Here is a 23,459-nt window from a genome sequence, read left to right as displayed (position 1 = left end):
TTATTTTAAATTTAATTTGGTTTCTTGTTGCAATCTTCCAATTGGATAGCGCATATAAGTTTTTTCGAAGTAATCAGAATTTTTGTAAACAAAATCTAACTGCATTCTTCCACTTTTTGCCAAGTCTGGATTTTTCAATTTTTCTGCTTCTAGTTTTTGTTTAAGCTCAGGATTTTTCGTTAATAAATCTGCTGCAGTATCTTCAAAAACGTAGCTTGAATACCCCTCTTTTTGACCGAGAATTGAGTCGAAAAAGTTCCAATTAAAAAACGAATCAATTGCTTGTGGTTCTAAGGTTTCTACAATGTAGCGATTGTTGGCTTGATTTACGTAAACCACATAATCACCAGCGTAAAACTGAACAGCTTGTTTAACGGTGGTTAGGTTTACACCAGAATGTTGGTAGTGACCTTCATACGGCCTAGTTCCGGTTCTCATTTCGCCAATGTAATACATATTTAAATCTAACTTTACATCAGTGGCTAATTGCTGCATTTTAACATTATTTAATTTAAGCAGAGCGATTACTTTATCCCAAGCCTTTGGAATTACATAAGCAATCGGCTTAGTAACTGTTAAGCTTGGCTCAAACTTATCCCAGTATTTTATTTTTTTTGTGTACGGGTCTTTTCTATCATAGTACAATCTATCCGTACCACTAACTTCACTAGGTTTGTATTTGGCAACATAACCTTTAAACTCAATGCTATCATAAACAGAGCGATTTAATTTCCAGTCTAATGGGAAATCTTTTTGGCTTGCCACAAATTCATCTGCTTTACGTTTATTTTCTCCAATAATTTTTGCATCTCTTACAATTACATCAACATAAGTATTCAATAATTTATAGGTAGATTCTACACGTTTATCGAAATCCTTCAGCATGTGAGTTTCTGGCATGAAGCCAATCGAATTATGCAAAGCTGCATAACCAGTTGAATAACGTGGAGATTCGATATAACCTGTAATGCCAGCATCTGGAGTTTCATTGATGGAATTAACATAAGGGATTAATTCATAGCCAACATTTTTCATTTTGCTATACAAATCAGGCACTAATGTTTTGGTTAAATAGCCAGATAAAATCGGATTTAATTTATCCTTTTGGGTTGGGATTAATGTCATCGTATACTGGTAGTCCGCACCGTTACTGGTATGTGTATCAACAAAAATCTCTGGTTGCCAAGTGTTAAATATTTGCTGAAAAGCCTGAGAGTTTTTCGAATCGGTTTTAATGAAATCCCGGTTTAAATCGTAGTTTTTACTGTTCCCTCTAAAGCCATATGCAATTGGCCCGTTTTGGCTAGCCCTAGATGTTCCACTTCTATTATGACTTCCGTCAATATTATAAACAGGGATAATACAAATGACAACATTGTCAGGTAACTTATGGTTTTTCATTAAATCACGAGCAAATAACATGCTTGCATCTATACCTTCAGGTTCACCTGGATGAATACCGTTGTTAATTAATAAGATTCTTTTATCGCTTTTACGCAGTGAAACAGGATCAAAGATTTTATTTTTTGATAAAACTAGCAGGTGCAAAGGCTTACCGAAATCAGTGCTGCCATAAGTAAATAATTTTGTTTGTAGCGGATAGGCCTTGGCAAGGCTTTCATAAAATGAAATAGACTCTTCGTAAGTGGTGGTTTCTTTTTTACCACTTTTCTCAAAAGGAGTTTGTTGGGCAAAAGAATTTATTGAGATAAAAAGTATTAAAAAGAGAGATAATTTATTCATAAAAAAGTAAGCTAAATCAATCCTCTAAATTACCCTTTTTATTTAATTGCAGAAGTATTATCTTCTCCTGTCTAACCCCATTGGACCAAAATTATATTTAAAACCAAGAGATAAAAAGCTATACATATCTTTGCTTTTAGTACCAATGCTTTCATAGCCATCCATGCCTTCTCCAAGAGCCATTGTATTTTGAAGGTTTAGATTGATAGCATAACGCGTAAGCCCCCATTGATTTGGTATGTAGAAGTTAATACCGAAGTTTAAAAGGACAATACCTTCTTTGCTGTAGTCGGCTCCTGGGTAAAAATTGTTGCCGTAATATCTTACGTTAGATATCTTATTACTAATTATACCTACCCCGGCACCTGCATATAAACCTCTAATATTATAAAGGAAATTATTACGTAGCTGATATGAGGTTAAAAACTCTCCAAGTTGTACTCTCAGGTTACCTATAGCGGCCTTATAAGAATTTATAAACTGTCTATTATTGGGGTCAAAAGTTATATCACCCCCTGCTAATTCACCTTTTTGAAGTTCTCCTCCCAAGGTAATGTATGGAGTAATTTGAAGGTCTAATGAACCATAAGCTGCAAAGCCCAGTGTCTTTTTCTGTAAATCGGCAAATGCTAAAGTTCCTCCAGCGCCAGCGCCGATGCTTAATTTGTAAAAGTTGGTTTGAGCTAAAAGCGCAGAACTTAAAAAAAGTAGGGATAATAGGGATGTTATTTTCTTCAAGTGATTTTAATTAATTTCAAATATTCGTTTCGAAATACCAACTGGACCAAAATTATATTTAAATCCAACAGAAAATACAGTGTACATATCTGGGGCATCATTTTCAAACTTAGCCATAGGGTCATTATAACCATCTAATCCTTCGCCAAAGGTTAAATTACCTTGATAGTTGATGTTTATGATATATCTTAACTGGTCATCTCTATCTTTAAAATAAAAGTTCATCCCTAAATTGAGAGGCATTAAAAGATTTACACTTTTATCTTCTCCAGGGAACTTATAGCCAAGTGGCGGATTAGTAGTTTGGGTATTTGGCTTGTAACGTACAACGTAAGCCATGTTATTGCTTATTGCACCCAGGCCTACGCCAACATATAGTCCTTTTATAGCACTTAAAAAACTTTGTCTATAGTACCCAACAAATTGACCTAAAGCAACTCTGCCGTTAAGTGAAAAACCTTTATAGTTATTTTTAAATTGACGATTATGGGGATTGGTTATAATATTGCCCCCTCTTATTTGCCCTGCCTGAATCTCTAATCCGGCTGTTAAGAAAGGAGTAAGATTATAATCAGCCGTTATATGTCCACTATAACCTTGACTGTTTTCTCTAACATCTGCGTAAGAAATATTAGTTCCAAGACCAACACCTACTGCAAATTTGTAGAAATTGATTTGGCTAAATCCAATTAATGTAGATAGTAAAAGTGAAGTTGTTAGAATAGCTTTCTTCAAAGTCCTTGTTTTTATTGTGTTAACTGCAAAATTATAATCTTTATTGTATTTATAAGTATTAATTTTGGAAAACTATGGGTAATTATCAAAACAAAGACCAAAAGCTACAAAATAGGTTTTTAAAATATGTACAAGTTGATACTCAGTCTGATTCAAATTCAGAATCTTTTCCTTCAACATTAAAACAGAATGATTTAGCGAGGATATTAGTCGATGAATTGCTAGATATTGGGGTTGTTGATGCACACTTAGATAGTTTAGGGTATGTTTATGCTACAATTCCTGCAACATCCGACAAAAAAGTTCCTGTTATTTGTTTTTGTTCTCATATGGATACTTCACCGGATTGCAGTGGAGAGAACGTAAAACCGATTATTCATAAAAATTATAATGGTGAAGATTTAATTTTGCCAGATGACCATTTGATTGTTTTAAGATTGGGTGAACATAAAGATTTAAAAAATCAGATTGGAAACGATATTATTACTGCAAGCGGAACAACTCTTTTAGGGGCAGATAATAAAGCGGGTGTTGCAGAAATTATGGAAGCTGCGACTTTTTTAATGCAAAATCCAAACATTAAACATGGTGTAATTAAAATTTTGTTTACACCTGATGAGGAGATTGGGCGTGGTGTAGAAAACGTAGATTTAAAGAAGGTTGGAGCTGATTTTGCCTACACAGTTGATGGAGAAACTTTAGGTTCTATTGAAGATGAGACATTTTCTGCCGATGGTGTGAATTTAATTATAAATGGTGTTAGTTCTCACCCGGGTTTTGCAAAAGGGAAAATGGAAAGCGCTATTAAAGCATTGGCAGATATTTTATCGGCTTTGCCAAAAGATAAACTAACACCAGAGGCAACTAGTGGAAAAGAAGGTTTTATCCATCCTGTTAGTTTCCATGGTAGCGCAGAACAAGCAGAAGCTCAATTTATTATCAGAGATTTTGATGACGACTTATTAAAGACCCATGAGGAAACTTTAGAAAATATAGTAAAGGATGTGCTTAAACTTTATCCAAATTCTACTTACGAGTTTAAAGTAAGTGAGCAATATCGCAACATGAAAAAGGTTTTGGATAAATATCCTCAAATAATTGAATATGGGATAGAAGCAATTAAACGAGCTGGAATAACTCCAAAAAGACAAAGCATAAGAGGCGGAACAGATGGTTCTCGTTTATCTTTTATGGGGTTACCGTGTCCTAATATTTTTGCAGGTGAACATGCTTTTCATGGTAAGCAAGAGTGGGTTTCGGTACAGGATATGGAAAAAGCAGTGCAAACTATTATAAATATTGCTTGCATTTGGGAAGAGCAATCTGATTAGCTAATTAATTTTAGTCTCGCTAAGTATTGATCTTCTCCGTCTTCAAAAATAATTTCACAGTGCCATCCGTTTTGATGCGCAAGGTGAGTTAATGTTCCTTGATCTAAATACAGCCAATTGAACCAATTTCCTTTTTTCTTTCGATATTCGTAACGAAAGCTCACTTCGCCAAAATAGTGATTGGAAGGTTTCTCTAGGTCTTCATATAAATAGGATATGTCAGAACTATCAAAAAGTAATTGGCCATCAGGGTTAATTACTTTTTTTGCTTTTTGTAAAAAATCAACATACCCAGCCAAGGTTCCTGTCAAACCTATGCCATTCATCAATAATAAAAGAGTGTCGAACTTTTCAGTTGTAGTAAAAACATCTTGAACTAATGCATTTTTAACACCACGTTGTTGCATTATTTTTACGGCACCGGCCGAAATATCAATAGCAGTAACCTTGTGCCCTAATTCTTCTAAAACCAATGCATGGCTGCCAACACCAGCGCCTATATCTAAAACATCACCATAGCAACGTGAAAGTGCATAATGCTCCAATGGAGGCATTTCATCCTCATCTCTAAAGAAAATATCGACAGGCATTTCTTCAGGCTCACTATATGAATTGTGTAGCCACAGAATATCAGACTTCCCTTTTGTATAAAAGTCAGCTAGTGCTTTTCCAAAAACATCCATAATTCAAAGATAGTTTTGGATTAGTTAACGCCGAAATTTAGACGTTAACTTTTGCTACTTTATCTTTTACAAGTCCAGTAACAGCTGCAAGTTTGTCTTTTGAACTGTCTAGTAAATCACAAAACCAGTCTGTTGCCTTTTGCTTAAATTCATCATTTTTATCTGATGAAAGAACTAATGCGATTGCTGTTCCTATAGCAACGCCAGCCAATAGGCCAGTTAAGATTTTTGTTTGCTTTGTCATAATTGTAGATTTTATAAAATTCTAACAATATTAAAACGCAATTGTTCTTTAATAATTACAAATTTGATTTTGCTTAACATTTTGTATGCTTCAAAAACTATCCTATTTCAATCTAATACTTGCCGTTGTTTATCTCTTGGTGTACTTAAAGAGCGGAACTTTTAATTCTACTGCTGGCATATTTGTAATTATAGTGTTTAGCTGGCTTTGTTTGAGGAGTTATCAATTAGATAACTACATATGGAAAGTCTGGCATTATTTAACCGGGGCTTGGGGTTTGTATTTTATTGGGACCATAATTTATGGCATTTTCAATATCGTTGGTCCTGCAATAGAATATAATTTTATGAGTAATGATACCTTGACGTACTTAATTATTGGAGTTGTATTTTGTGTTTCTGTTTTAACGCACATTATAATTTACTTTCTGAAGAATTATAAAGAGTTGAAAGGCTAAGACCGATCATTTTATAGTACACCTGCCGCGTTTATCTGGATAAAGCGGCATACCCCGATTTTTAATCGAGGATACAGCATAAAGCTAGACAAACAATCAAAAAAGCCGCCGAAATTGCTTTTCAAAAACGGCTTAATTAATTGTCTATAAGCATTTTTCTATTTAATCCACCCTTGCCTCATGACCCGCAACTCATAATGCCTAACTTTTTTTCTGCCAACTCTTTGACAATTAAAGTATTCTCCATATCTTTGCAGTCCCTAAAAAACAGGGAATTAATATATTTTTTAACAAATTAAATAAAAGCAAGTGAATACGTTAAGTTACAAAACTGTCTCTGCCAATGCCAAAACTGTTAACAAACAGTGGGTTGTAGTTGATGCACAAGGAGAGATTTTGGGGCGCTTGTCTTCTAAGATCGCGATGATCATTAGAGGAAAACACAAGCCAGAGTTTACCCCAAACGTAGACTGCGGTGATAACGTTATCGTTATTAATGCAGACAAGGTAAAATTGACAGGAAACAAATTAAGCGATAAGCAATATGTTTCTTACACTGGTTATCCAGGTGGTCAAAAATTTATTTCTCCTAAAGAATTAATGGCAAAACACCCTACTCGCGTAGTTGAGAAGGCTGTTCGTGGTATGTTACCAAAAACAAAATTGGGCAAAAAATTGTACACCAATCTTTTTGTTTACGCTGGTTCGGAGCATCCGCATGCAGCACAATCACCAAAAACCATTACACTTTAATTAAAAGAGAAAAGAAATGTCAGTTACAAACACTTCAGGTAGAAGAAAAACTGCAGTTGCCCGTATCTATTTAAAAGAAGGCAACGGCACCATTACCGTTAACGGTAAAGATCACAAAGTATATTTCCCAACATTACCTTTACAATACATTGTTAACCAATCATTCGAAGTTTCTGAATTGACTGGTAAATATGATGTTAACGTAAATGTAAACGGTGGTGGAGTAAAAGGACAAGCAGAAGCAGTTCGCTTGGCAATCGCTAAGGCTATTGTTGAATTAGATGCTGAGAAAAAACCAGCATTACGTGCTAAAGGGTTAATGACCCGTGACATGCGTATGGTTGAACGTAAGAAACCAGGACGTAAAAAAGCACGTAAGAAATTCCAATTCAGTAAACGTTAATCTTAAAGGAGACAAACACAATGGCAAGAACTACATATCAAGACTTATTGGATGCAGGTGTACACTTTGGTCACCTTACCCGCAAATGGAATCCGAAAATGGCACCATATATTTTTATGGAACGCAATGGGATTCACATTATAGATTTAAACAAAACTTTAACTAAAACCGAAGAAGCTGCAGCAGCGATTAAACAAATCGTAAAATCAGGTCGTAAGATCTTATTTGTAGCTACAAAGAAACAAGCTAAAGAAATCGTTGCTGAGCAAGCAAGAAAAGTAAACATGCCTTTCGTAACCGAGCGTTGGTTAGGTGGTATGTTAACTAACTTTGCTACAGTACGTAAGTCAATTAAAAAGATGGTTACCATCGATAAAATGACTAAAGACGGTACTTACTCAATTCTTTCTAAAAAAGAGCGTTTGATGATTCAACGTGAGCGTATCAAATTAGAAAGTTTATTAGGTGGTATTGCAGACTTAAACCGTTTACCGGCTGCAATTTTCTTAATCGACGTTAAAAAAGAGCATATTGCTGTAGCAGAAGCGATGAAATTAAACATCCCTACTTTTGCAATGGTTGATACTAACTCTGATCCATCTAACATCGATTTCCCAATTCCTGCGAATGATGATGCAACTAAATCAATTTTATTGATTACAGATGTAATTATTAAAGCAATTGAAGAAGGATTAGACGAGCGCAAACGTGAAAAAGATGATGAAGCTGAAAAAGAAGCTGTAGCTGTTAAAACTGCTGCTGATGCTCCAGAATCAAAAGAGCCTAGAGCTGCTGGCGAGAAAAGACCAACTAAAAAAGAAACTGCTGACGCACAAGCATCAACAGAAGATTCTACAGAAGCATAATTTAAGTTGTGGGTTGAGAGTTATGAGTTACGGGTTTACCCATAGCCTTGTAATCTTCAACCCATAATATTTTATAAAAAATTAAAAACATACAAAATGTCAACAGTACAAATTACTGCCGCAGATGTAAATAAACTACGCCAACAAACTGGCGCTGGTATGATGGATTGCAAAAAAGCTTTAGTAGAAGCTAATGGCGATTTCGAAGCTGCGGTTGATTTATTGCGTAAAAAAGGTCAAAAAGTATCTGCCGCTCGTTCTGGTAATGCTACTTCTGAAGGTCTAGTATCAATCGCTGTTTCAGCAGATGGTACAAATGGTAAATTAGTTGCTTTAGCTTGCGAAACTGAACCAGTTTCTAAAGTTGAAGATTTCCGTAACCTAGCTCAGGCAGTTCTAGCTGCTGCGGTTGCTAATAATCCAGCTACTGCGGAAGAATTATCGGCAATTACATTAGAAGATGGACGTACAGTTGCCGAAACTATAACTGAACTTACTGGTAAAATCGGAGAGAAAATCGTTATCCAAGAGTACGCAAATGTATCTGGCGAAAAAATCGTTTCTTATATCCACTCTAACGGTAAAATGGGTGTTTTAGTAGTGTTTGAAGGCGCTAATGGCGTAGATATTACTGAAGCTGGTAAAGATGTTGCAATGCAAATTGCTGCAATGAGCCCAGTTGCTGTTGATAAAGACGGTGTTGATCCTGCTACTATCGAGCGTGAAATTGAAATTGCAAAAGATGTAATTCGTCAAGAAGGTAAACCGGAAGAAATGGTTGAAAAAATCGCTGCTGGTAAATTGAACAAATTCTACAAAGACAGTACTTTATTAAACCAAGAGTTTGTTAAAGACGGTTCGGTAGATGTTCGTAAATTCTTAGACAACACTGTTAAAGGTTTAACAGTTACAGCTTTCAAAAGAGTACAATTAGGAGCTTAATCCATAATTATATGAAATAAAAAAGGGCCGGTTAATTTAACCGACCCTTTTTTTATTTCCTTCTGGCAGTATAGCTGCCAACTTCCTTACCTAAATCATCAAGCATTTTTACCGTTAGTCCACTTGAATTTACAGTAATCTTGGTTAATGTCCTATTCCCGTCTTTGGGTCCACCTCCGATTACTAATGGATAATGATTAGCTTCTTTATTGGGCTGATGAACCATATACTTATGAGTGTGCCCACTTAAAACCAAATCTACTTTTCCTTGATTTAATAATGGATCAAATAATTCTGTACAATGTTTTGGCCCATGTGCATCTCCAGAAAAACGAGGTGGAATATGCATTAATACTATTTTGAAAGGAGCTTTTTTAAATTCCTTTGATTTGATCTCCTGTTTTAACCATTCAGCTTGATCAATTCTGTATTGATCAAAATCAACTATGCCAGCATAAACAGGATGTGCATCTTCTTTGTCTTCACCGGTATCTATAATTACAAAACGAACAGGACCAAGAGTAAAAGCGGCGTGACCAACATGTTTAAAATATTGAGGAAATTCTCTTGCAAATTTACCCCTAGTTTCATGGTTTCCTCTTACATAAATGAAAGGCGTTTGTTTGGCGAATGAATCAACACAAGGCTTTAACATGTGGTCTATAATTTGCTGCTCGTCTGTTTGGTAGTCGAAGATATCCCCATTAAAAAAGATGAAGTCATTTTTATTACCCTTGTCTAAATCCAATAATAAGGGAATAGATTTAGGCCTATCATGAATATCATTTAGCATTAAAAATGAAACCTCTTTTTTAGAGATATCGGTATTTATAAAACTATTAGTTTCAGAATTAACCGTATTTCCATAAGTAAGTTTATAGGGCTGAAAATCTTTTATTTCTTTAGAATAGATGCGATAGTAATAAGTTTTGCCGGGAATTAGACCTTTAAGTGTAACGCAATTCAGTTTGCTATTGGCTGCCTTTAATCCTAACTCTGATTTTCCGTATGCTTTTCGATTTAACTTATTTACGTCTTCTCCAAATTCTACCCAACCAGCTGCTACTTTGTTGGTCAGCCACAAAATGGTCATTTCATTGCCAAAGTTAGTTTGTAAATAAGGTCCAACTGCAATTGCAAACTCATCTACCTTTTCTGGCAAACTTGCCATTGTTTGTATTGGGTTGATAAATGCTGTAGCACCTAGAGCCAATGTTGTTTTAAGAAAATTTCTTCTTTTTGAGCTTTGTTCGGTATTCATATTGTGGGATTTGTAAGAAGCAATATAAAATTTTAAAATATTACCTTCGTAAAAACTAGCTGCTTAACATGACGCAAACGTTTGATATTTATAACTATTTTGATGGAGATGCTATAAAACCATTAGAAAAGCTAGAAATTGTTGATGGAAAATTTAAAGCTGTAACAACGGCAGAAATTGTTTCTGATAGAGAAAGTCTGATTATTCCTGGTTTTATAGATCTTCAAATATATGGTGCTGGAGGGAGATTGTTTTCTGCAGAACCAACTGTAGAGTCACTTACGATTATAGAAGATAATCTGTTAAAAAAAGGAACAACAGGCTTTCTGGCTTGTATCGCAACAAATACGCCTGAGGTTTTTAATGCTTGTATTGCATCTGCAAAAGACCATAGGAAAATAGCTAAAAACTGTTTGGGATTACATTTAGAAGGGCCATTTTTAAATGCTAAGCGTAGAGGAGCACATATAAGCGAATTCATTCGTAAGGCAACACTGGATGAGGTTAAAGCACTAATTGATTTTGGCGACGGTATAATTAAAATGATGACCATAGCGCCAGAAATACAAGATGAAGAAGTTATTCAATACCTTTTGGATAATGATGTTGTAGTTTCTCTGGGGCATAGCGATGCCAATTTTAAACAAGCCAAAGCAGCTTATGATTTAGGCATACAAACCACAACACATTTGTTTAACGCCATGTCTCCTATACATCATAGAGAGCCAGGTATCCCAGCAGCAGTTTTTAATCATAATAAAGCGATGGCAAGCATCATTGCAGATGGTAATCATGTGGATTTTGAAGTGATAAAGTTTAGTCAGAAATTGCTAAAAGAAAGAATGTTTTTAATTACAGATGCAGTCACGGAATGTTCATCTGGACCTTATCAACACCGTTTACTAGGAGATAAATTTGTAATGCCAGACGGAATATTGTCAGGTTCATCCTTAACCATGTTGCAAGCCGTTAAAAATTGCGTAAATCATTGTGATATTGATTTAGTAGACGCAATTAAGATGAGTTCGTTATATCCGGCAAGATTAATAGGAGAGAATAAATTTAAAGGAAAAATACAGTCTGGTTATCAAGCAGATTTCTTGGTTTTAGACAAAGAACTGAACCTAAAAGAAATAACTTTGAAAGGAGAATTAATCCACAACTAAATAATTACATCAATTATTAAAAACCATAGTAGCTAAGTAAAAAATTGTTAATATTTTTGAGGTCATGAAATATAAACGGATTTTACTAAAGCTAAGTGGCGAATCGTTAATGGGTAATAAGCAATATGGAATTGATAATGAGCGTGTTAAACAATACGCTGAAGATATCAAAGCTGTACATGACAAAGGCTTACAAATTGCAATTGTAATTGGTGGAGGAAACATTTTTAGAGGTTTAAGTGCAGAAAAATCTGGAATGGATAGAGCACAAGCCGATTATATGGGAATGCTTGCCACTGTTATTAATAGCATGGCTTTGCAAGATGCACTTGAGAAAGTTGGATTAAAAACCCGTTTATTATCAGCTATTAAAATGGAGCAAATCTGTGAGCCATTTGTAAGAAGAAGAGCTGTTCGTCACCTTGAAAAGGGTCGTGTAGTTATTTTTGGTGCTGGTACAGGAAATCCGTATTTCACAACAGATTCTGCTGCTGCTTTAAGAGCTATTGAAATTTCTGCAGATGTGGTACTAAAAGGAACTCGCGTTGATGGAATTTATACTGCTGACCCTGAGAAAGATCCAAATGCTACTAAATATTCAGAAATCACTTTCAAAGAAGTTTATGCTAAAGGCTTAAATGTAATGGACATGACAGCCTTTACACTTTGCGAAGAAAATAAAGTTCCAATCATTGTGTTTGACATGAATAAAAACGGAAACTTTATGAAAATTGCCAAAGGCGAAGAGATTGGAACGCTAGTAATGGGCTAATTTCTGAATGAAGTATTTCGTTATTTTTCTTCTGTTATTAAATACCTGTTTTGCACAAAAAATTGTTGTTAAAGATGAATCAGGTAATTTATTAGCAAACGTTTCTATCTTTTTGGTTGAAAAGGATAATTCATTGATTGGAATAACCAACAATGAAGGTTTTTCAGAAATTTCCTTAAATAAAAATGCTAGTTATTTATTTCACTTGCTAGGATTCGAAGATGTAAAATTGCCTTATTCAGCAATTAACAGTATGAGAGAGATTGTATTAAAAAGTGCACTAAACGAATTAGAAGATGTTGTAGTTGCCTATGCAAAGTCAAATATCTTAAAGATTAAAAATACGCCAGCTGATCGTTTTTGGAGCTACCCTAATTTTTCAAACGCTGCCTTAAATAAGGTTATTCAAATTAAGGTAGATAGTGCTGGGTTTTTAAATAAACTTACTTTTCCAATTAAAGTTCAAGATAAATCGAACGTTAGTGATTATAGATTTGTTTTGTTTAAAGATGATAATGGGAAGCCTGGCAAAGCCTTAATTAATGAAAGTATTGTTGGCAATATGGATAAGAAGAAATTGCAATTTGATTTGAAGAGCTTAAATTTTTACCTAGAAAAAGGGAGTTATTTTTTTGGATTCGAAGCCTTAACGCCAGCAAATTTTATAAAAAGAGAAGGTGAGCAATTTAAAAAGGGAAAGTGGGTAACTGTTCCTTTAGTTATAATAAATAGTCTTGATACTGCTAAAACCTACATTAGGCACAACCTTGGAGAATGGCTAGTAGAAACTGAATTTAAATTTGAAAACGGTAAGAGAACAACACAACTTTCAAAAGGAAGATTTTTAGCTTACGAATTAGAAATGCTAACAGCTGTAGCTAAATAACACTAATTTTTATATTTTTGTACAAACACTACAAATTATGAATGACCTCATAAAGAAACAATTAGCAGACGCACAAGCAACAATGGATAAGGCAATTGCCCATTGTGAAGCAGAATTGACTAAAATAAGAGCGGGAAAAGCATCAGCAGGAATGTTAGATGGAATCATGGTTGACTATTATGGCAACCCAACTCCTTTGGCACAAGTAGGTGGAATTACAACCCCAGATGCTCGAACCTTAATTATCCAACCTTGGGAAAAATCGTTATTGGTTCCAATTGAAAGAGCAATTATGGAAGCTAATATTGGTATTAACCCGCAGAATGATGGTATAATTATCCGTTTGGTTGTACCGCCTTTAACAGAAGAACGTCGTAAAGATTTGGTTAAAAAAGTTAAGGAAGAAGCAGAAAGAGGAAGAATTACTGTTCGTAATATTCGTAAAGATGCAAACGGTAAAATCCAAAGATTAAAAGGTGAAGGTATTTCTGATGATGAGATTAAAACTGGCGAAGGTGAGGTTCAAAAAATAACTGATGCTTACATTGTTAAAGTTGATAAACACGCAGAAATAAAAGAAAAAGATATCATGACCATCTAATCTCAGTATAGTCTAAATGTAATTTAAAAGGGAATGTAGCTAAGCTTCATTCCCTTTGTTTATTTTTGCAACCCAAACAATAAAAAAAAATGAACTTACTGCTCCAATATTTAAAAGAACATAAATGGTTAGTGGTGCTTGCTTTATGCTTAGCTGCTATGAACATCGGCTTCTCATTAATGGATCCTGCTATTACAGGGAAATTAATGGATAGGTTCATCACAAAGGCAGGTTTATACCAATCTAATAAGGAGGCTTACATAATGGGTGTTCTAAAGTTAGTTGGGGCTGCAATTGGTGTGGCCATGGTATCTAGGATTGCTAAAAACTTTCAGGATTATTTTACCAGTATTATCATCCAAAAGGTTGGGGCAAAAATGTATGCAGATGGGCTTAAACACTCTTTGGAGTTGCCGTATCAAGTATTTGAAGATCAACGAAGTGGAGAAACTCTTTCTATCCTTCAGAAAGTAAGAACAGATAGCGAAAAATTTATCACCTCATTTATTAGCATTCTTTTTATCAGTTTTATTGGATTGATGTTCGTTATTGTTTATTCGCTATCTATTAGTTATAAAGTAACTTTAGTTTATGCTGCATCAATTCCCATTATCAGTTTTATTAGTTGGTTTTTGAGTCGAAAAATTAAAACAATACAACGTTCAATAATTTCTGAAACCACAGCATTAGCTGGTTCTACAACTGAATCGTTGCGTAATATAGAGTTGGTAAAAAGTTTGGGTCTCGCAGATCAAGAAATTGGGAGGTTAAATAATACAACTTATAAAATATTAGGTCTTGAGCTTAAAAAGGTAAAATACGTTAGAAGTATGAGCTTTGTGCAAGGAACTACCGTGAATTTGGTGCGTAGTACGATGATTGTAGTACTGTTAATGCTTATTTTCGAAAATAATATTACTCCAGGGCAATATCTTTCATTTTTATTCTACTCATTCTTTTTGTTTGGTCCGCTTCAAGAAATTGGAACAGTGATTTTGGCTTGGCGAGAAGCAGAGGTTTCATTAGGTAACTTTAAAAGAATATTAAGCACACCTGTAGAACATAAACCATTAAACCCAATTAAGGTTGAAAAAATTAGTACTTTAACTTTTGAGGATGTAAACTTCAAACATCTTTCTGGGAAAACCAATGCATTAAGCAACATCAGTTTTACAACAAATAATGGTGAAACCATAGCCTTTGTAGGACCATCGGGTTCTGGAAAGACTACCTTGGTAAAGCTCTTAGTAGGTTTGTATCAACCAATGGAGGGTAAAGTATTATACAATCAAATTTCAGGTAAAGAAATTGACCTTAATCAATTACGTGAAAAAATAGGTTTTGTAACTCAAGATACTCAACTATTTTCTGGTACGATAAGAGAAAACTTACTTTTTGTAAAACCAAGTGCAAGTGATGAAGATTGTATGAGAGTTTTACATCAGGCAGCTTGTCAGAATTTATTAGCTCGTGCCGATAAAGGACTTGATACTGTGATTGGTGAAGGTGGTGTAAAGGTTTCGGGTGGAGAAAAACAACGCTTATCAATAGCTAGAGCATTATTACGTAATCCAGATATTTTAGTGTTTGATGAGGCAACATCATCTTTAGATTCGATTACTGAAGAAGAAATTACCAAAACCATTCGCGAGGTTTCTGATATAACCAGTCAAATTACCATCTTAATTGCACACCGATTATCAACTATCCGCCATGCAGATAGAATTTTCGTTTTAGAAAAAGGAAATATTATTGAACAAGGTAAACACGCAGATTTATTAGCAGAAAAAGGCTTGTATTATGCCATGTGGAGACAACAGGTGGGCGAAAGATAATTGCATTTAGTGAAATACCTTTTTACAATATTGATTTTGTTTAGCATTGCTTGTGTTAAGGCTCAATCAACTCAAAAAGGTATTTCTGTTCATGATCCAGTAATGATTAAACAAGATAGTATTTACTATTTGTTTAGTACTGGAAACGGAATTAAGGTACAAAGTTCTAAAGATTTACTAAGTTGGAAGCTAGAGCGGCCAGTTTTTGCAACGGCTCAAACTTGGGCTGTAGAATCTATACCTGGGTTTAAAGGGCATATTTGGGCGCCAGATATTTCTTATCACAACAATCAGTATTATTTGTTTTATTCGGTTTCTACTTTTGGCAAAAACTCTTCCGCAATTGGGGTAGCTACTAACAAAACCTTAAATCCATCAGATTCAAGTTTTAAATGGGTAGATCATGGAAAGGTCATTGAATCTACGCCAGGAAAAACACATTGGAATGCAATTGACCCAAATGTAATTATAGATGATAACGGTAAACCTTGGATGACATTTGGTTCTTTTTGGGACGGAATTAAAATGGTGCAACTAACAAAAGACTTGTTAAGTATTGATACCAGCATTTACAAAATTGAAACCATCGCAAGTCAAAAGAAAAAAGGACAATCTGGCAATAATGCAATTGAAGCACCTTTCATATTTAAGAAGAATGATTACTATTATCTTTTTGCTTCGATAGATTATTGCTGCAAGGGTGAAGCAAGTACCTATAAACTGATTGTTGGTCGATCTAAAAATGTTCAAGGCCCTTATTTTGATCAATTAAATATTCCTCTAGCAAATGGAGGCGGAACGATTTTATTAGCTGGAAATGAAAACTGGCATGGCATTGGGCATAACGCCGTCTACCATATAGAAGGAAAAGATTACCTTATTTTCCATGGATATGATGCAAAAGATAATGGCAAATCAAAACTGAGGATTGAAGTTTTAGATTGGAAAGATGGTTGGCCAAATGTAAGGAAACAACCTTAAATCTGCTCTTCTATTTTATCTGCTGGTTTTATATCGTTTAAGGTTAATGGCAGCAAACTTTTAGTTTTAAAATAGGTAATGGCTGCAATCCCTAAAGTCATACTTCCTCCAAAAACTACAGCAGGAACGGTTCGCATGAGTTTTGCTGTTAAGCCAGATTCGAACGCTCCAATCTCATTAGATGAACCAATAAACATACTATTTACCGCCGAAACACGGCCCCTCATTTGGTCTGGCGTAAGCAATTGCATAATAGTAGAGCGAATGATTACACTTACACTATCAAACGCACCTTCGCAGAATAAAAAGAATAAAGTCAAATAGAAACTGGTAGATAGACCATAACAAATAATGCTAACTGCAAAACCAGTAACTGCAATTAACAAGTTTCTCCAAGGTCTATTCATTGGTGAGAACCTAGTCATAAGCAACATGGTTAATACCGAACCTAATGAAGCTGAGGCCCTCATAAATCCTAATCCTTCAGAACCAACACGCAAAATTTCATCTGCAAATACTGGCAGTAAAGCCACAGCACCTCCAAAAAATACAGAGAATAAATCTAAACTCATTGCACCGAGCATCATTTTACTTTTAAAAACAAAGTTGATGCCTTCCTTTAAACTTTTAACAATACTTTCCTTAGGAATAAAGGTTGGTGGATGAGGTTTCAAAAAGAAGATGCAGACTAAAGCAAAAAATATAAAACTTATAATAACAAGATAAGTAATAGTTATTCCGTAAAACCCATAAATCAAACCCCCAATTGCTGGTCCTGCAATGGAAGCCATTTGCCAACTAGAGCTACTCCAGGTTGCTGCGTTTGGGTATAAAGGTTTAGGTAGGATTTGAGCCATTAGAGAAAAAGTAGCTGGTCCAAAAAAACCTCTTGCTAAGCCTATCCCAAATATCATAAAATACATAATCGGAATGATAAAGCTAGTTGGAACATAAGAATGCATCTTATTAGAGGTAGTCACTAACATAATTAGTGAACATAAAAATACACCAGAAAATATTTTTAAAAGCAATCCTCTCTTTTCAGTTTTGTCAGCTACATATCCACCATATAGAGCGATACTTATAGCAGGGATAGCCTCACAAAGACCAATAAAAGCTAGTGCCAATGGATCTTTTGTTATTTTAAAAATATGAAACCCAATAATTACCGCCTGCATTTGATAGGCAAACGTAAAGAAAAAGCGCATTCCTAAATAAGAGCGAAATTCGCGGTAACGTAAGGAGGCAAAAGGATCTTTTTTTTCTACTATAACTGATGATGCTTCCAAGGCAAATTATATTAGTGGTTGTGCAGGATTGTTTTTGTAATAATCCAATTTATATTGAAACATCTCACTCATTCTTGCCGCTCTCCATTTAGCTTCACTAGCTTTCTCGCCTGTAAAATGTTCATCAACAGTTTCATTAAATAAACTAATCCAAGTATCGAAATGTTCCTTCTCTATTGGAAGTTTTGCATGTTTTAGAAAAGGAGTTCCACTATAGGCCGGTACCTCCAATAATAATGTTTGCCAAAAACCATACATTCTCTCTAAATGTGCGGGCCATTTATCTTTAATAACCCCATTAAAAACAGGTGATAATAATTCATTATCTCGAACTTTTTCATAAAAGTCATTTACCAATAATTTAACATCATCTAAATTAAGAATGTCTGTCTGTTTGGTTTCCATATTGTGTTACTTAATGCTATCAAATATAAGCCGTTCTATTTGAGAAGCTTTATTTACAATCATAAAATGACCTCCATTTGGTATTTCTATTGCATTTTGGATATTTTTAATTGGAAATATTTTATCAGATGTTCCATGAATATGTATTAAATTCTCTGAGTGCTTATCATTATCCCAATTCATTATTTGATGAATTGCCCAAACTAAAAAATTTGGATTAGTGTCTTTAATGATTTGATGAAGTAATTTAGATTCTTCCTTGCTTTTTGTGTCGAAGTAATAATCTGCAGTAAGTAAATTACTCAAAGTCAGCAACCAAAGTGGGGCAATTTTATGGATTTGTAATCGACTAGCTAGCTTGAGCTGCCAACTAAATTCACTTTTAGATTTTACACTGGATATAATGATTACTTTCTTACAGGCAAGAATTTTCAAAATTTCTTGAGCGATAATTCCTCCGAAAGAAATACCTATCAGAATTACTTCCTTAGTTTTGTCTATTTGTTCAGTGAGTTCTTGGCAATAATTAAATAAGCTTTCATTTTTTCTAGGCTTATTCCATTTAATAAATCGATGTTCAATTTTGGATAAATCTAGAAACTGAAAAACCCTTTCGTCGGCACCTAAACCGCTAATGAAATAAACCATATAGTAAATCTAGGAATAAACCTAGTGGGTTTCAAAACCTACGAGGTTTTATATTTCAAATAATAGCCTTATAGAAATCGAGATATGCCTCGTACATATTTTCCGCTTGATTGATAGCTGAGGATGCTGCAATACCATAAATCCCAGTGTCTAAAAGCGGGCGAATGTCTGCTAAAGTAACTCCACCAACCGCTAAAATGGGTAAATGTATATTTTTAGCCTTCGATTTTTCTATCGCATCAACATAACCTTCTACGCCAAGTAATGGATAGTCGTTAGGTTTTGTAGTGGTAACTTTAAACGGACCGAAACCTGCATAGTCTGCACCTTCATTTGCTAATCGAATTAAATTTTCTATAGTATTTGCAGAACCTCCTAAAGTAAACTCTTCTCCAATTTGTTTACGCAGGGCAATGAAATCAGCATCCATATCTTCAATGTGAAAACCTTGAATATCGGCCTTATCTTTTAAGTGAATGTGATTGGTTACGATTAAAGTTGCTCCCCAATCATCGCAGATTTCTGCTATGGCATTAATATCGGCTAAAAGTTCATCATCAGCTTTGCTTAAACAGCGATATTGAATCCATTTTGCCCCAGCTTCACAGGCTACTTGAACTTGTTCTACATGAGAACTTTGTGGAATATTATGTGTAATGAAATGAAGCTTTTCGATGTATTTTTTCATAGCAATCAAATAGTCATTGCGAGGAGGAACGACGTGGCAGTCTATCTTGGCAAGAAAGATTGCTTCGCAAAGCTCGCAATGACAAGTTATTAAATAGGTTAAAACTTAACGTTCAAGCTCAACAAAAAATTACGTGTTGCTTGTGGATAATAATAATTACCACGATCTAGAACTCCGCCGTAAAGATAACTGTAAGAACCTCCATTGTTTTCATAAAGTGTGCTAAACACATTATTTACCAATAAAGTTAAGCCCACATTTTTAACACCTGCAAAAGCGGTATTGTAGCTTAGGCGAATATCGTTTACAAAAAAGCTAGATAATGTGCGGCTATTTGCAGACGTATTGTCTAAATTTTGCTTGCCAACATATTTACTAATGAAAGCAATTTCACCATTTTTAATTAGTCCATAACCAATTTCACTCGATGCAATTACCGATGGAGAGAAAGAAATATTGCTGTTTTTATAAGTGTTAACTACTGTTGGATTTAATGCAGCAGGGTCTTCATCATAAATGTACTCGTTAAATTCTTTTATTTTATTACGGCTTAATGTTGCTGTTGCTGCCCAATAAAAGTTTTTTAATATTTGCCAACGGCCATCAAATTCAATACCTAATCTATAACTATCTGGCACATTTTGTCTGGTTTGTCCTCCAACATCGTTCAGTTTTCCAGTATTAATTAACTGGTCTTTATAAAGCATGGCATAGCCATTAATCCCAAATGAAAGGTTGTTAAATTGTGTTCTATAACCAGCTTCAATATCTGTTAAATTTTCTGATTTTGGCCTGCTGTTTATATTAGAATCAGTAAAATCTCTTCTATTTGGCTCCTTGTTTCCAATAGCAACAGATGCATAAACATTACTTTTTTCGTTAATATTATAGGTTAAACCAGCTTTTGGATTAAAGAAATCTAAAGTTGCATTTTGTTGTGCAGGATTACCAGCTAGATCTTTACCAAAATATGAATAGTAAACATGGCGGTATTGAAGGTCTGCGAAAATGTTAAATTTATCTAGCTGATAATTTGCTCTTCCAAAAATGTTAAAGTCAGTTTTAAAAGCATCATTATCATTATATCTGTGTATCATTGAACCACTTGCATCGTAATTTGCATACTTAGCCCAAATCACTTCGTCAAAGTGTTTTCCGTCATATTCATTATAAGCTCCACCTAAAATAAAGTTTAGGTTGGTTTTTGGTGTGTAGTTTAAGGAATAGGTAACGCCATAAAAATCGTTATCAAGCCATAATCTCCTTACTAAATCAGACTCGGTAATAGTAGTGCCACCAATTACGACAGGTGCAATGTTATAGTCTGCTAATGTGCGATTTTCTTTAAACTCTTCATAATAACCTCTTCCATAAGTATAATGAAGTGCTGCATTCGCCACAAGCTGATTACTTAAATTACGGGTGTAAAATAACTGATAATGGTCTTGCTGATAGTTATCGGTTTGGTTATCGTAAGTAAAATCATTATGTCTTCTATCGGTTATTAATTGCGCTTCTGAAATACCATTCCATGCCTGATAAGTTTTTTCGGTGCCGCTAAATACGTTGGCACGAAGAATATCTTTTTTGCCATAATAGGCACCAGATACGAAAAACGATTTTAAGTTTGAAGAGGCTCTATCCACATAACCATCACTCTTAATTCTTGACAAGCGACCATCAAAACTAAATTTATTATTGATCAGTCCTGAACCGATGTTAACTGTGTTTTTCCAAGTTTCATAAGAACCATAAGTGCTATTTACTTCAGCATAGGCAGAATCTCTTCTGGTTGTAGTTTGTATGTTTAAACTTGCGCCAAAAGCACCAGCACCATTTGTAGAAGTGCCAACACCACGTTGAATCTGAATATTATCCACAGAAGAAGCTAAATCTGGTAAGTTGATAAAGTAACTACCTTGACTTTCCGCATCATTTAACGGAATGCCATTTACCGTTACATTTATCCTTGTTGCATCACTTCCACGAATCCTTATCCCTGTATAACCGATCCCTGCACCAGCATCAGAGCTCACAACAACCGACGGTGTTTGATTTAATAAATATGGGAGGTCTTGCCCAAGATTGTTTTTATCTAATGCAGCTTTGTCAAGGTTTTTATAGGTTGTGGCCGTGTTTTTTGATGCTCGTGTAGCACTTACCACCACTTCATCACCTACAAAACTTTGTACAGATAAACTGAAGTTAATGATGGTATTTGAGTTTAAATCAACAGTTTTTTCTTCGGTTTTGTAACCTAAATAACTCACACTAAGAGTGTATTTGCCTGGAGATACACTTAAGGTATAGTCTCCATTTTTGTCACTCAGAATGGTTACTGCTTTGTTTTTTAACTTGATTGTTGCTCCAGCTAAAGATTTTTGATTGTTTTCGGTTACTTTTCCGTTAACAGTAATTTGGGCCATTGCAACACAAGGCAACAGCATGGCAAATAATGCCAATAATCTTAAATTTTTCAATTTGTATTTTTTGTTTTAGTTAAACGTTTCGGAAACTGGGGTTACCTCCGAATTAGTTAAACTCCATAAACCATCCCTACGCCAGCATTACCTGGATCAGGTGCATTTAGAGGTTGACGGTTGAAAGTAAAAAGGCTGAAGGTCTCCCTTTTCCATCTTACATTTTCCCTCTTCCATCTAAAATGGGTATGTTCTCAGCCTTTATTTGTGTTTTTTACAAAACAAGGCACCCCTTATTGATGGTGCAAATGTAATGTAAAAGGATTAAGATTAAGAAATTGATTTGAAAATAGTATTATAATGACTGATTGTTAGGTCCTTAAGAAATCATCAATAGCATAAATCGCATTTTGTAATCGGGTTTCAATACCTCCAATTACTTTATAATTTGCGTTTAATGCTTTTAATTCTTTATGCCAAATTTCCATAAAATAATCACGCTTATGCGGAAAATCTCTTAGAGGGTCATCCTGCCAAGGTAAATCAATATCTAGTAAAAGATAGAAATCATAAGGACGATTTGTCAAGCCATCTAAAACAACTTGAGGTGTTTCTCCAAAAAACTCATCGCTCCAAATTTTTACGGTAGCAAAGGTTGTATCGCAAATAATAAATTCAGTTTCGGCCGTTGCCAAAATAGATTCTTCTAATGCAACTTGCCCGTGAAACATATTAATCTCATCCTGTAAAGTGCAATCGCTTGTTAAGGCTGCACAATAATAACGAGCATATTCAGGTACCCAAGGCACATTATAATGTTTTGCCAATGCGATGGATATGGTAGATTTGCCCGTGCTTTCAGGGCCAACAATTGCTATCTTTTTAATTGTTTTGTTCACGATAAATCTTTCTCCAATCTAAATAACCCATTGTGGCAATGCCAATGTATAAAGCATACATCAACCCTGTTGCATACAAGTCTTTTGAAAAATATACACTTACATAAATAATATCTACAAATATCCAAATTAACCAATTCTGTAGAACACGCCTAGCAAGAAAAACTTGTGCAATAAGGCTACAGGCTGTACAAAAGCTATCAACGAAAGGAAATGACGCGTTGGTTTTATGGAATAAAGTAAAACCTAGTCCTAAAGTAAATACTATTACTCCAATAATTGAGAGGATGACTTCTTGTTTAGTAATATTTATAATTGGTTGCTCTTTTTCAGGATTATCTTTTTGCTTGCTCCAATAATACCAGCCATAGATATTTGTTAAAAGGAAATAAACTTGCAAGCCAGCATCTGCATAAAGTCTACCCTCAGAGAATATGAAAACATAGATAATTACACTAATGCAAGCAATTGGCCAATTCCAAATGTTGTTTTTAGCCGCTAACCACACGCAAAGAATTCCAGTAAATACACCGCACCACTCTAACCAACCAGTCCCAAAGAGAAACTGTTTTATGCTTTCGCTAAATCCAATTGCCAGTAATAACATGTTTCAAAAGTATAAAATAGATATGAGTATTGAGATGTGAGATTTAAGACTGAATTATAATTTAAGGAAAATCTTAAAAACAAAAAAGTCCGATAGGAAACAACGC

General features: G+C 34.7%; 25 protein-coding genes. 12 read left to right on the top strand and 13 right to left on the bottom strand.

Annotated features, from left to right (window positions below; translation table 11 throughout):
• From EZ428_RS02100 to EZ428_RS02090, 3 genes are read right to left on the bottom strand one after another with little or no spacing between them, the layout of a single operon-like run.
• A complete protein-coding gene (locus tag EZ428_RS02100) occupies positions 1-1,743 on the bottom strand; it encodes a M14 family metallopeptidase (RefSeq protein WP_131551452.1) in 1,743 nt (580 codons plus the stop codon).
• A 57-nt stretch (positions 1,744-1,800) separates the two neighbouring features.
• Positions 1,801-2,481, bottom strand: coding sequence for a hypothetical protein (locus EZ428_RS02095; protein ID WP_131551451.1), 681 nt, complete (start codon positions 2,479-2,481; stop codon positions 1,801-1,803).
• A 6-nt stretch (positions 2,482-2,487) separates the two neighbouring features.
• A complete protein-coding gene (locus tag EZ428_RS02090; protein ID WP_225870976.1) occupies positions 2,488-3,216 on the bottom strand; it encodes a hypothetical protein in 729 nt (242 codons plus the stop codon).
• A gap of 74 nt (positions 3,217-3,290) precedes the next feature.
• Here EZ428_RS02090 and pepT point away from each other — a divergent pair, with 74 nt between their 5' ends.
• A complete protein-coding gene (gene pepT, locus EZ428_RS02085; protein ID WP_131551450.1) occupies positions 3,291-4,547 on the top strand; it encodes a peptidase T in 1,257 nt (418 codons plus the stop codon).
• Here pepT and EZ428_RS02080 read toward each other — a convergent pair.
• Together EZ428_RS02080 and EZ428_RS02075 are read right to left on the bottom strand one after the other, a co-directional pair.
• On the bottom strand, positions 4,544-5,230 hold the full coding sequence (locus tag EZ428_RS02080) for a class I SAM-dependent methyltransferase (RefSeq protein ID WP_131551449.1): 687 nt from the start codon (positions 5,228-5,230) through the stop codon (positions 4,544-4,546). The genes pepT and EZ428_RS02080 overlap by 4 nt on opposite strands.
• Positions 5,231-5,267: 37 nt before the next feature.
• Complete coding sequence (locus tag EZ428_RS02075; RefSeq protein WP_131551448.1) at positions 5,268-5,474, bottom strand: YtxH domain-containing protein; 207 nt, start codon at positions 5,472-5,474, stop codon at positions 5,268-5,270.
• An 85-nt stretch (positions 5,475-5,559) separates the two neighbouring features.
• Between EZ428_RS02075 and EZ428_RS02070 the strand changes: the two genes are divergently transcribed.
• The 5 genes from EZ428_RS02070 to tsf all read left to right on the top strand — a co-directional run bounded on the left by EZ428_RS02070 (position 5,560) and on the right by tsf (position 8,895).
• Positions 5,560-5,931 (top strand): hypothetical protein, encoded by a 372-nt coding sequence (locus EZ428_RS02070; RefSeq protein WP_131551447.1) that lies wholly within the window; start codon positions 5,560-5,562, stop codon positions 5,929-5,931.
• Positions 5,932-6,240: 309 nt separating this feature from the next.
• On the top strand, positions 6,241-6,684 hold the full coding sequence (gene rplM / locus EZ428_RS02065) for a 50S ribosomal protein L13 (RefSeq protein ID WP_131551446.1): 444 nt from the start codon (positions 6,241-6,243) through the stop codon (positions 6,682-6,684).
• A 16-nt stretch (positions 6,685-6,700) separates the two neighbouring features.
• Positions 6,701-7,087 (top strand): 30S ribosomal protein S9, encoded by a 387-nt coding sequence (rpsI, locus tag EZ428_RS02060; RefSeq protein WP_131551445.1) that lies wholly within the window; start codon positions 6,701-6,703, stop codon positions 7,085-7,087.
• A gap of 20 nt (positions 7,088-7,107) precedes the next feature.
• On the top strand, positions 7,108-7,953 hold the full coding sequence (gene rpsB, locus EZ428_RS02055; protein ID WP_131551444.1) for a 30S ribosomal protein S2: 846 nt from the start codon (positions 7,108-7,110) through the stop codon (positions 7,951-7,953).
• Positions 7,954-8,049: 96 nt separating this feature from the next.
• Positions 8,050-8,895, top strand: a complete 846-nt coding sequence (gene tsf, locus EZ428_RS02050; protein ID WP_131551443.1) for a translation elongation factor Ts — start codon at positions 8,050-8,052, stop codon at positions 8,893-8,895.
• Positions 8,896-8,947: 52 nt separating this feature from the next.
• Here the strand turns inward: tsf and EZ428_RS02045 are convergent, their stop codons facing one another.
• Positions 8,948-10,156: an FN3 domain-containing metallophosphoesterase family protein gene (locus EZ428_RS02045; RefSeq protein ID WP_131551442.1), complete on the bottom strand. Its 1,209-nt coding sequence runs from the start codon at positions 10,154-10,156 to the stop codon at positions 8,948-8,950.
• A 68-nt stretch (positions 10,157-10,224) separates the two neighbouring features.
• On the opposite strand from EZ428_RS02045, the gene nagA reads away from it, so the two are divergent.
• The 6 genes from nagA to EZ428_RS02015 all read left to right on the top strand — a co-directional run bounded on the left by nagA (position 10,225) and on the right by EZ428_RS02015 (position 16,397).
• Complete coding sequence (gene nagA, locus EZ428_RS02040) at positions 10,225-11,322, top strand: N-acetylglucosamine-6-phosphate deacetylase (RefSeq protein ID WP_225870975.1); 1,098 nt, start codon at positions 10,225-10,227, stop codon at positions 11,320-11,322.
• Positions 11,323-11,386: 64 nt separating this feature from the next.
• Positions 11,387-12,094 (top strand): UMP kinase, encoded by a 708-nt coding sequence (pyrH, locus tag EZ428_RS02035; protein WP_131551440.1) that lies wholly within the window; start codon positions 11,387-11,389, stop codon positions 12,092-12,094.
• A 7-nt stretch (positions 12,095-12,101) separates the two neighbouring features.
• Positions 12,102-12,980 carry a hypothetical protein gene (locus tag EZ428_RS02030; RefSeq protein ID WP_131551439.1) on the top strand — a complete coding sequence of 293 codons (879 nt, stop codon included), beginning with the start codon at positions 12,102-12,104 and terminating at the stop codon, positions 12,978-12,980.
• Positions 12,981-13,017: 37 nt separating this feature from the next.
• A complete protein-coding gene (gene frr, locus EZ428_RS02025; RefSeq protein ID WP_131551438.1) occupies positions 13,018-13,581 on the top strand; it encodes a ribosome recycling factor in 564 nt (187 codons plus the stop codon).
• 89 nt (positions 13,582-13,670) lie between these two features.
• Positions 13,671-15,416, top strand: a complete 1,746-nt coding sequence (locus tag EZ428_RS02020; protein WP_131551437.1) for an ABC transporter ATP-binding protein — start codon at positions 13,671-13,673, stop codon at positions 15,414-15,416.
• 9 nt (positions 15,417-15,425) lie between these two features.
• On the top strand, positions 15,426-16,397 hold the full coding sequence (locus EZ428_RS02015) for a family 43 glycosylhydrolase (protein ID WP_225870974.1): 972 nt from the start codon (positions 15,426-15,428) through the stop codon (positions 16,395-16,397).
• On the opposite strand, the gene EZ428_RS02010 is transcribed toward EZ428_RS02015, so the two are convergent.
• The 7 genes from EZ428_RS02010 to pnuC form a co-directional block, all read right to left on the bottom strand.
• Positions 16,394-17,686, bottom strand: coding sequence for an MFS transporter (locus tag EZ428_RS02010; protein WP_131551436.1), 1,293 nt, complete (start codon positions 17,684-17,686; stop codon positions 16,394-16,396). The two genes, EZ428_RS02015 and EZ428_RS02010, sit on opposite strands and share 4 nt — an antisense overlap.
• Positions 17,687-17,692: 6 nt before the next feature.
• Positions 17,693-18,091 carry a group III truncated hemoglobin gene (locus EZ428_RS02005; protein WP_131551435.1) on the bottom strand — a complete coding sequence of 133 codons (399 nt, stop codon included), beginning with the start codon at positions 18,089-18,091 and terminating at the stop codon, positions 17,693-17,695.
• Between the two features lie 6 nt (positions 18,092-18,097).
• Positions 18,098-18,739: an alpha/beta hydrolase gene (locus tag EZ428_RS02000; RefSeq protein ID WP_131551434.1), complete on the bottom strand. Its 642-nt coding sequence runs from the start codon at positions 18,737-18,739 to the stop codon at positions 18,098-18,100.
• Between the two features lie 55 nt (positions 18,740-18,794).
• Positions 18,795-19,427 carry a thiamine phosphate synthase gene (locus EZ428_RS01995; protein WP_131551433.1) on the bottom strand — a complete coding sequence of 211 codons (633 nt, stop codon included), beginning with the start codon at positions 19,425-19,427 and terminating at the stop codon, positions 18,795-18,797.
• 98 nt (positions 19,428-19,525) lie between these two features.
• A complete protein-coding gene (locus EZ428_RS01990; protein ID WP_131551432.1) occupies positions 19,526-21,907 on the bottom strand; it encodes a TonB-dependent receptor in 2,382 nt (793 codons plus the stop codon).
• A gap of 311 nt (positions 21,908-22,218) precedes the next feature.
• Positions 22,219-22,746 carry an AAA family ATPase gene (locus EZ428_RS01985; protein WP_131551431.1) on the bottom strand — a complete coding sequence of 176 codons (528 nt, stop codon included), beginning with the start codon at positions 22,744-22,746 and terminating at the stop codon, positions 22,219-22,221.
• The gene (gene pnuC, locus EZ428_RS01980; RefSeq protein WP_131551430.1) at positions 22,730-23,353 is read right to left on the bottom strand and encodes a nicotinamide riboside transporter PnuC; all 624 of its coding nucleotides are present in this window, start codon (positions 23,351-23,353) and stop codon (positions 22,730-22,732) included. Before pnuC ends, EZ428_RS01985 begins: the two co-directional genes overlap by 17 nt.
• Positions 23,354-23,459 lie beyond the last annotated feature (106 nt).

This window comes from Pedobacter frigiditerrae, assembly GCF_004331645.1.
Lineage (GTDB): Bacteria > Bacteroidota > Bacteroidia > Sphingobacteriales > Sphingobacteriaceae > Pedobacter > Pedobacter frigiditerrae.
The sequence above is the reverse complement of the archived record's forward strand: the minus strand, read 5'-3'. Positions and strand labels throughout refer to the sequence as shown.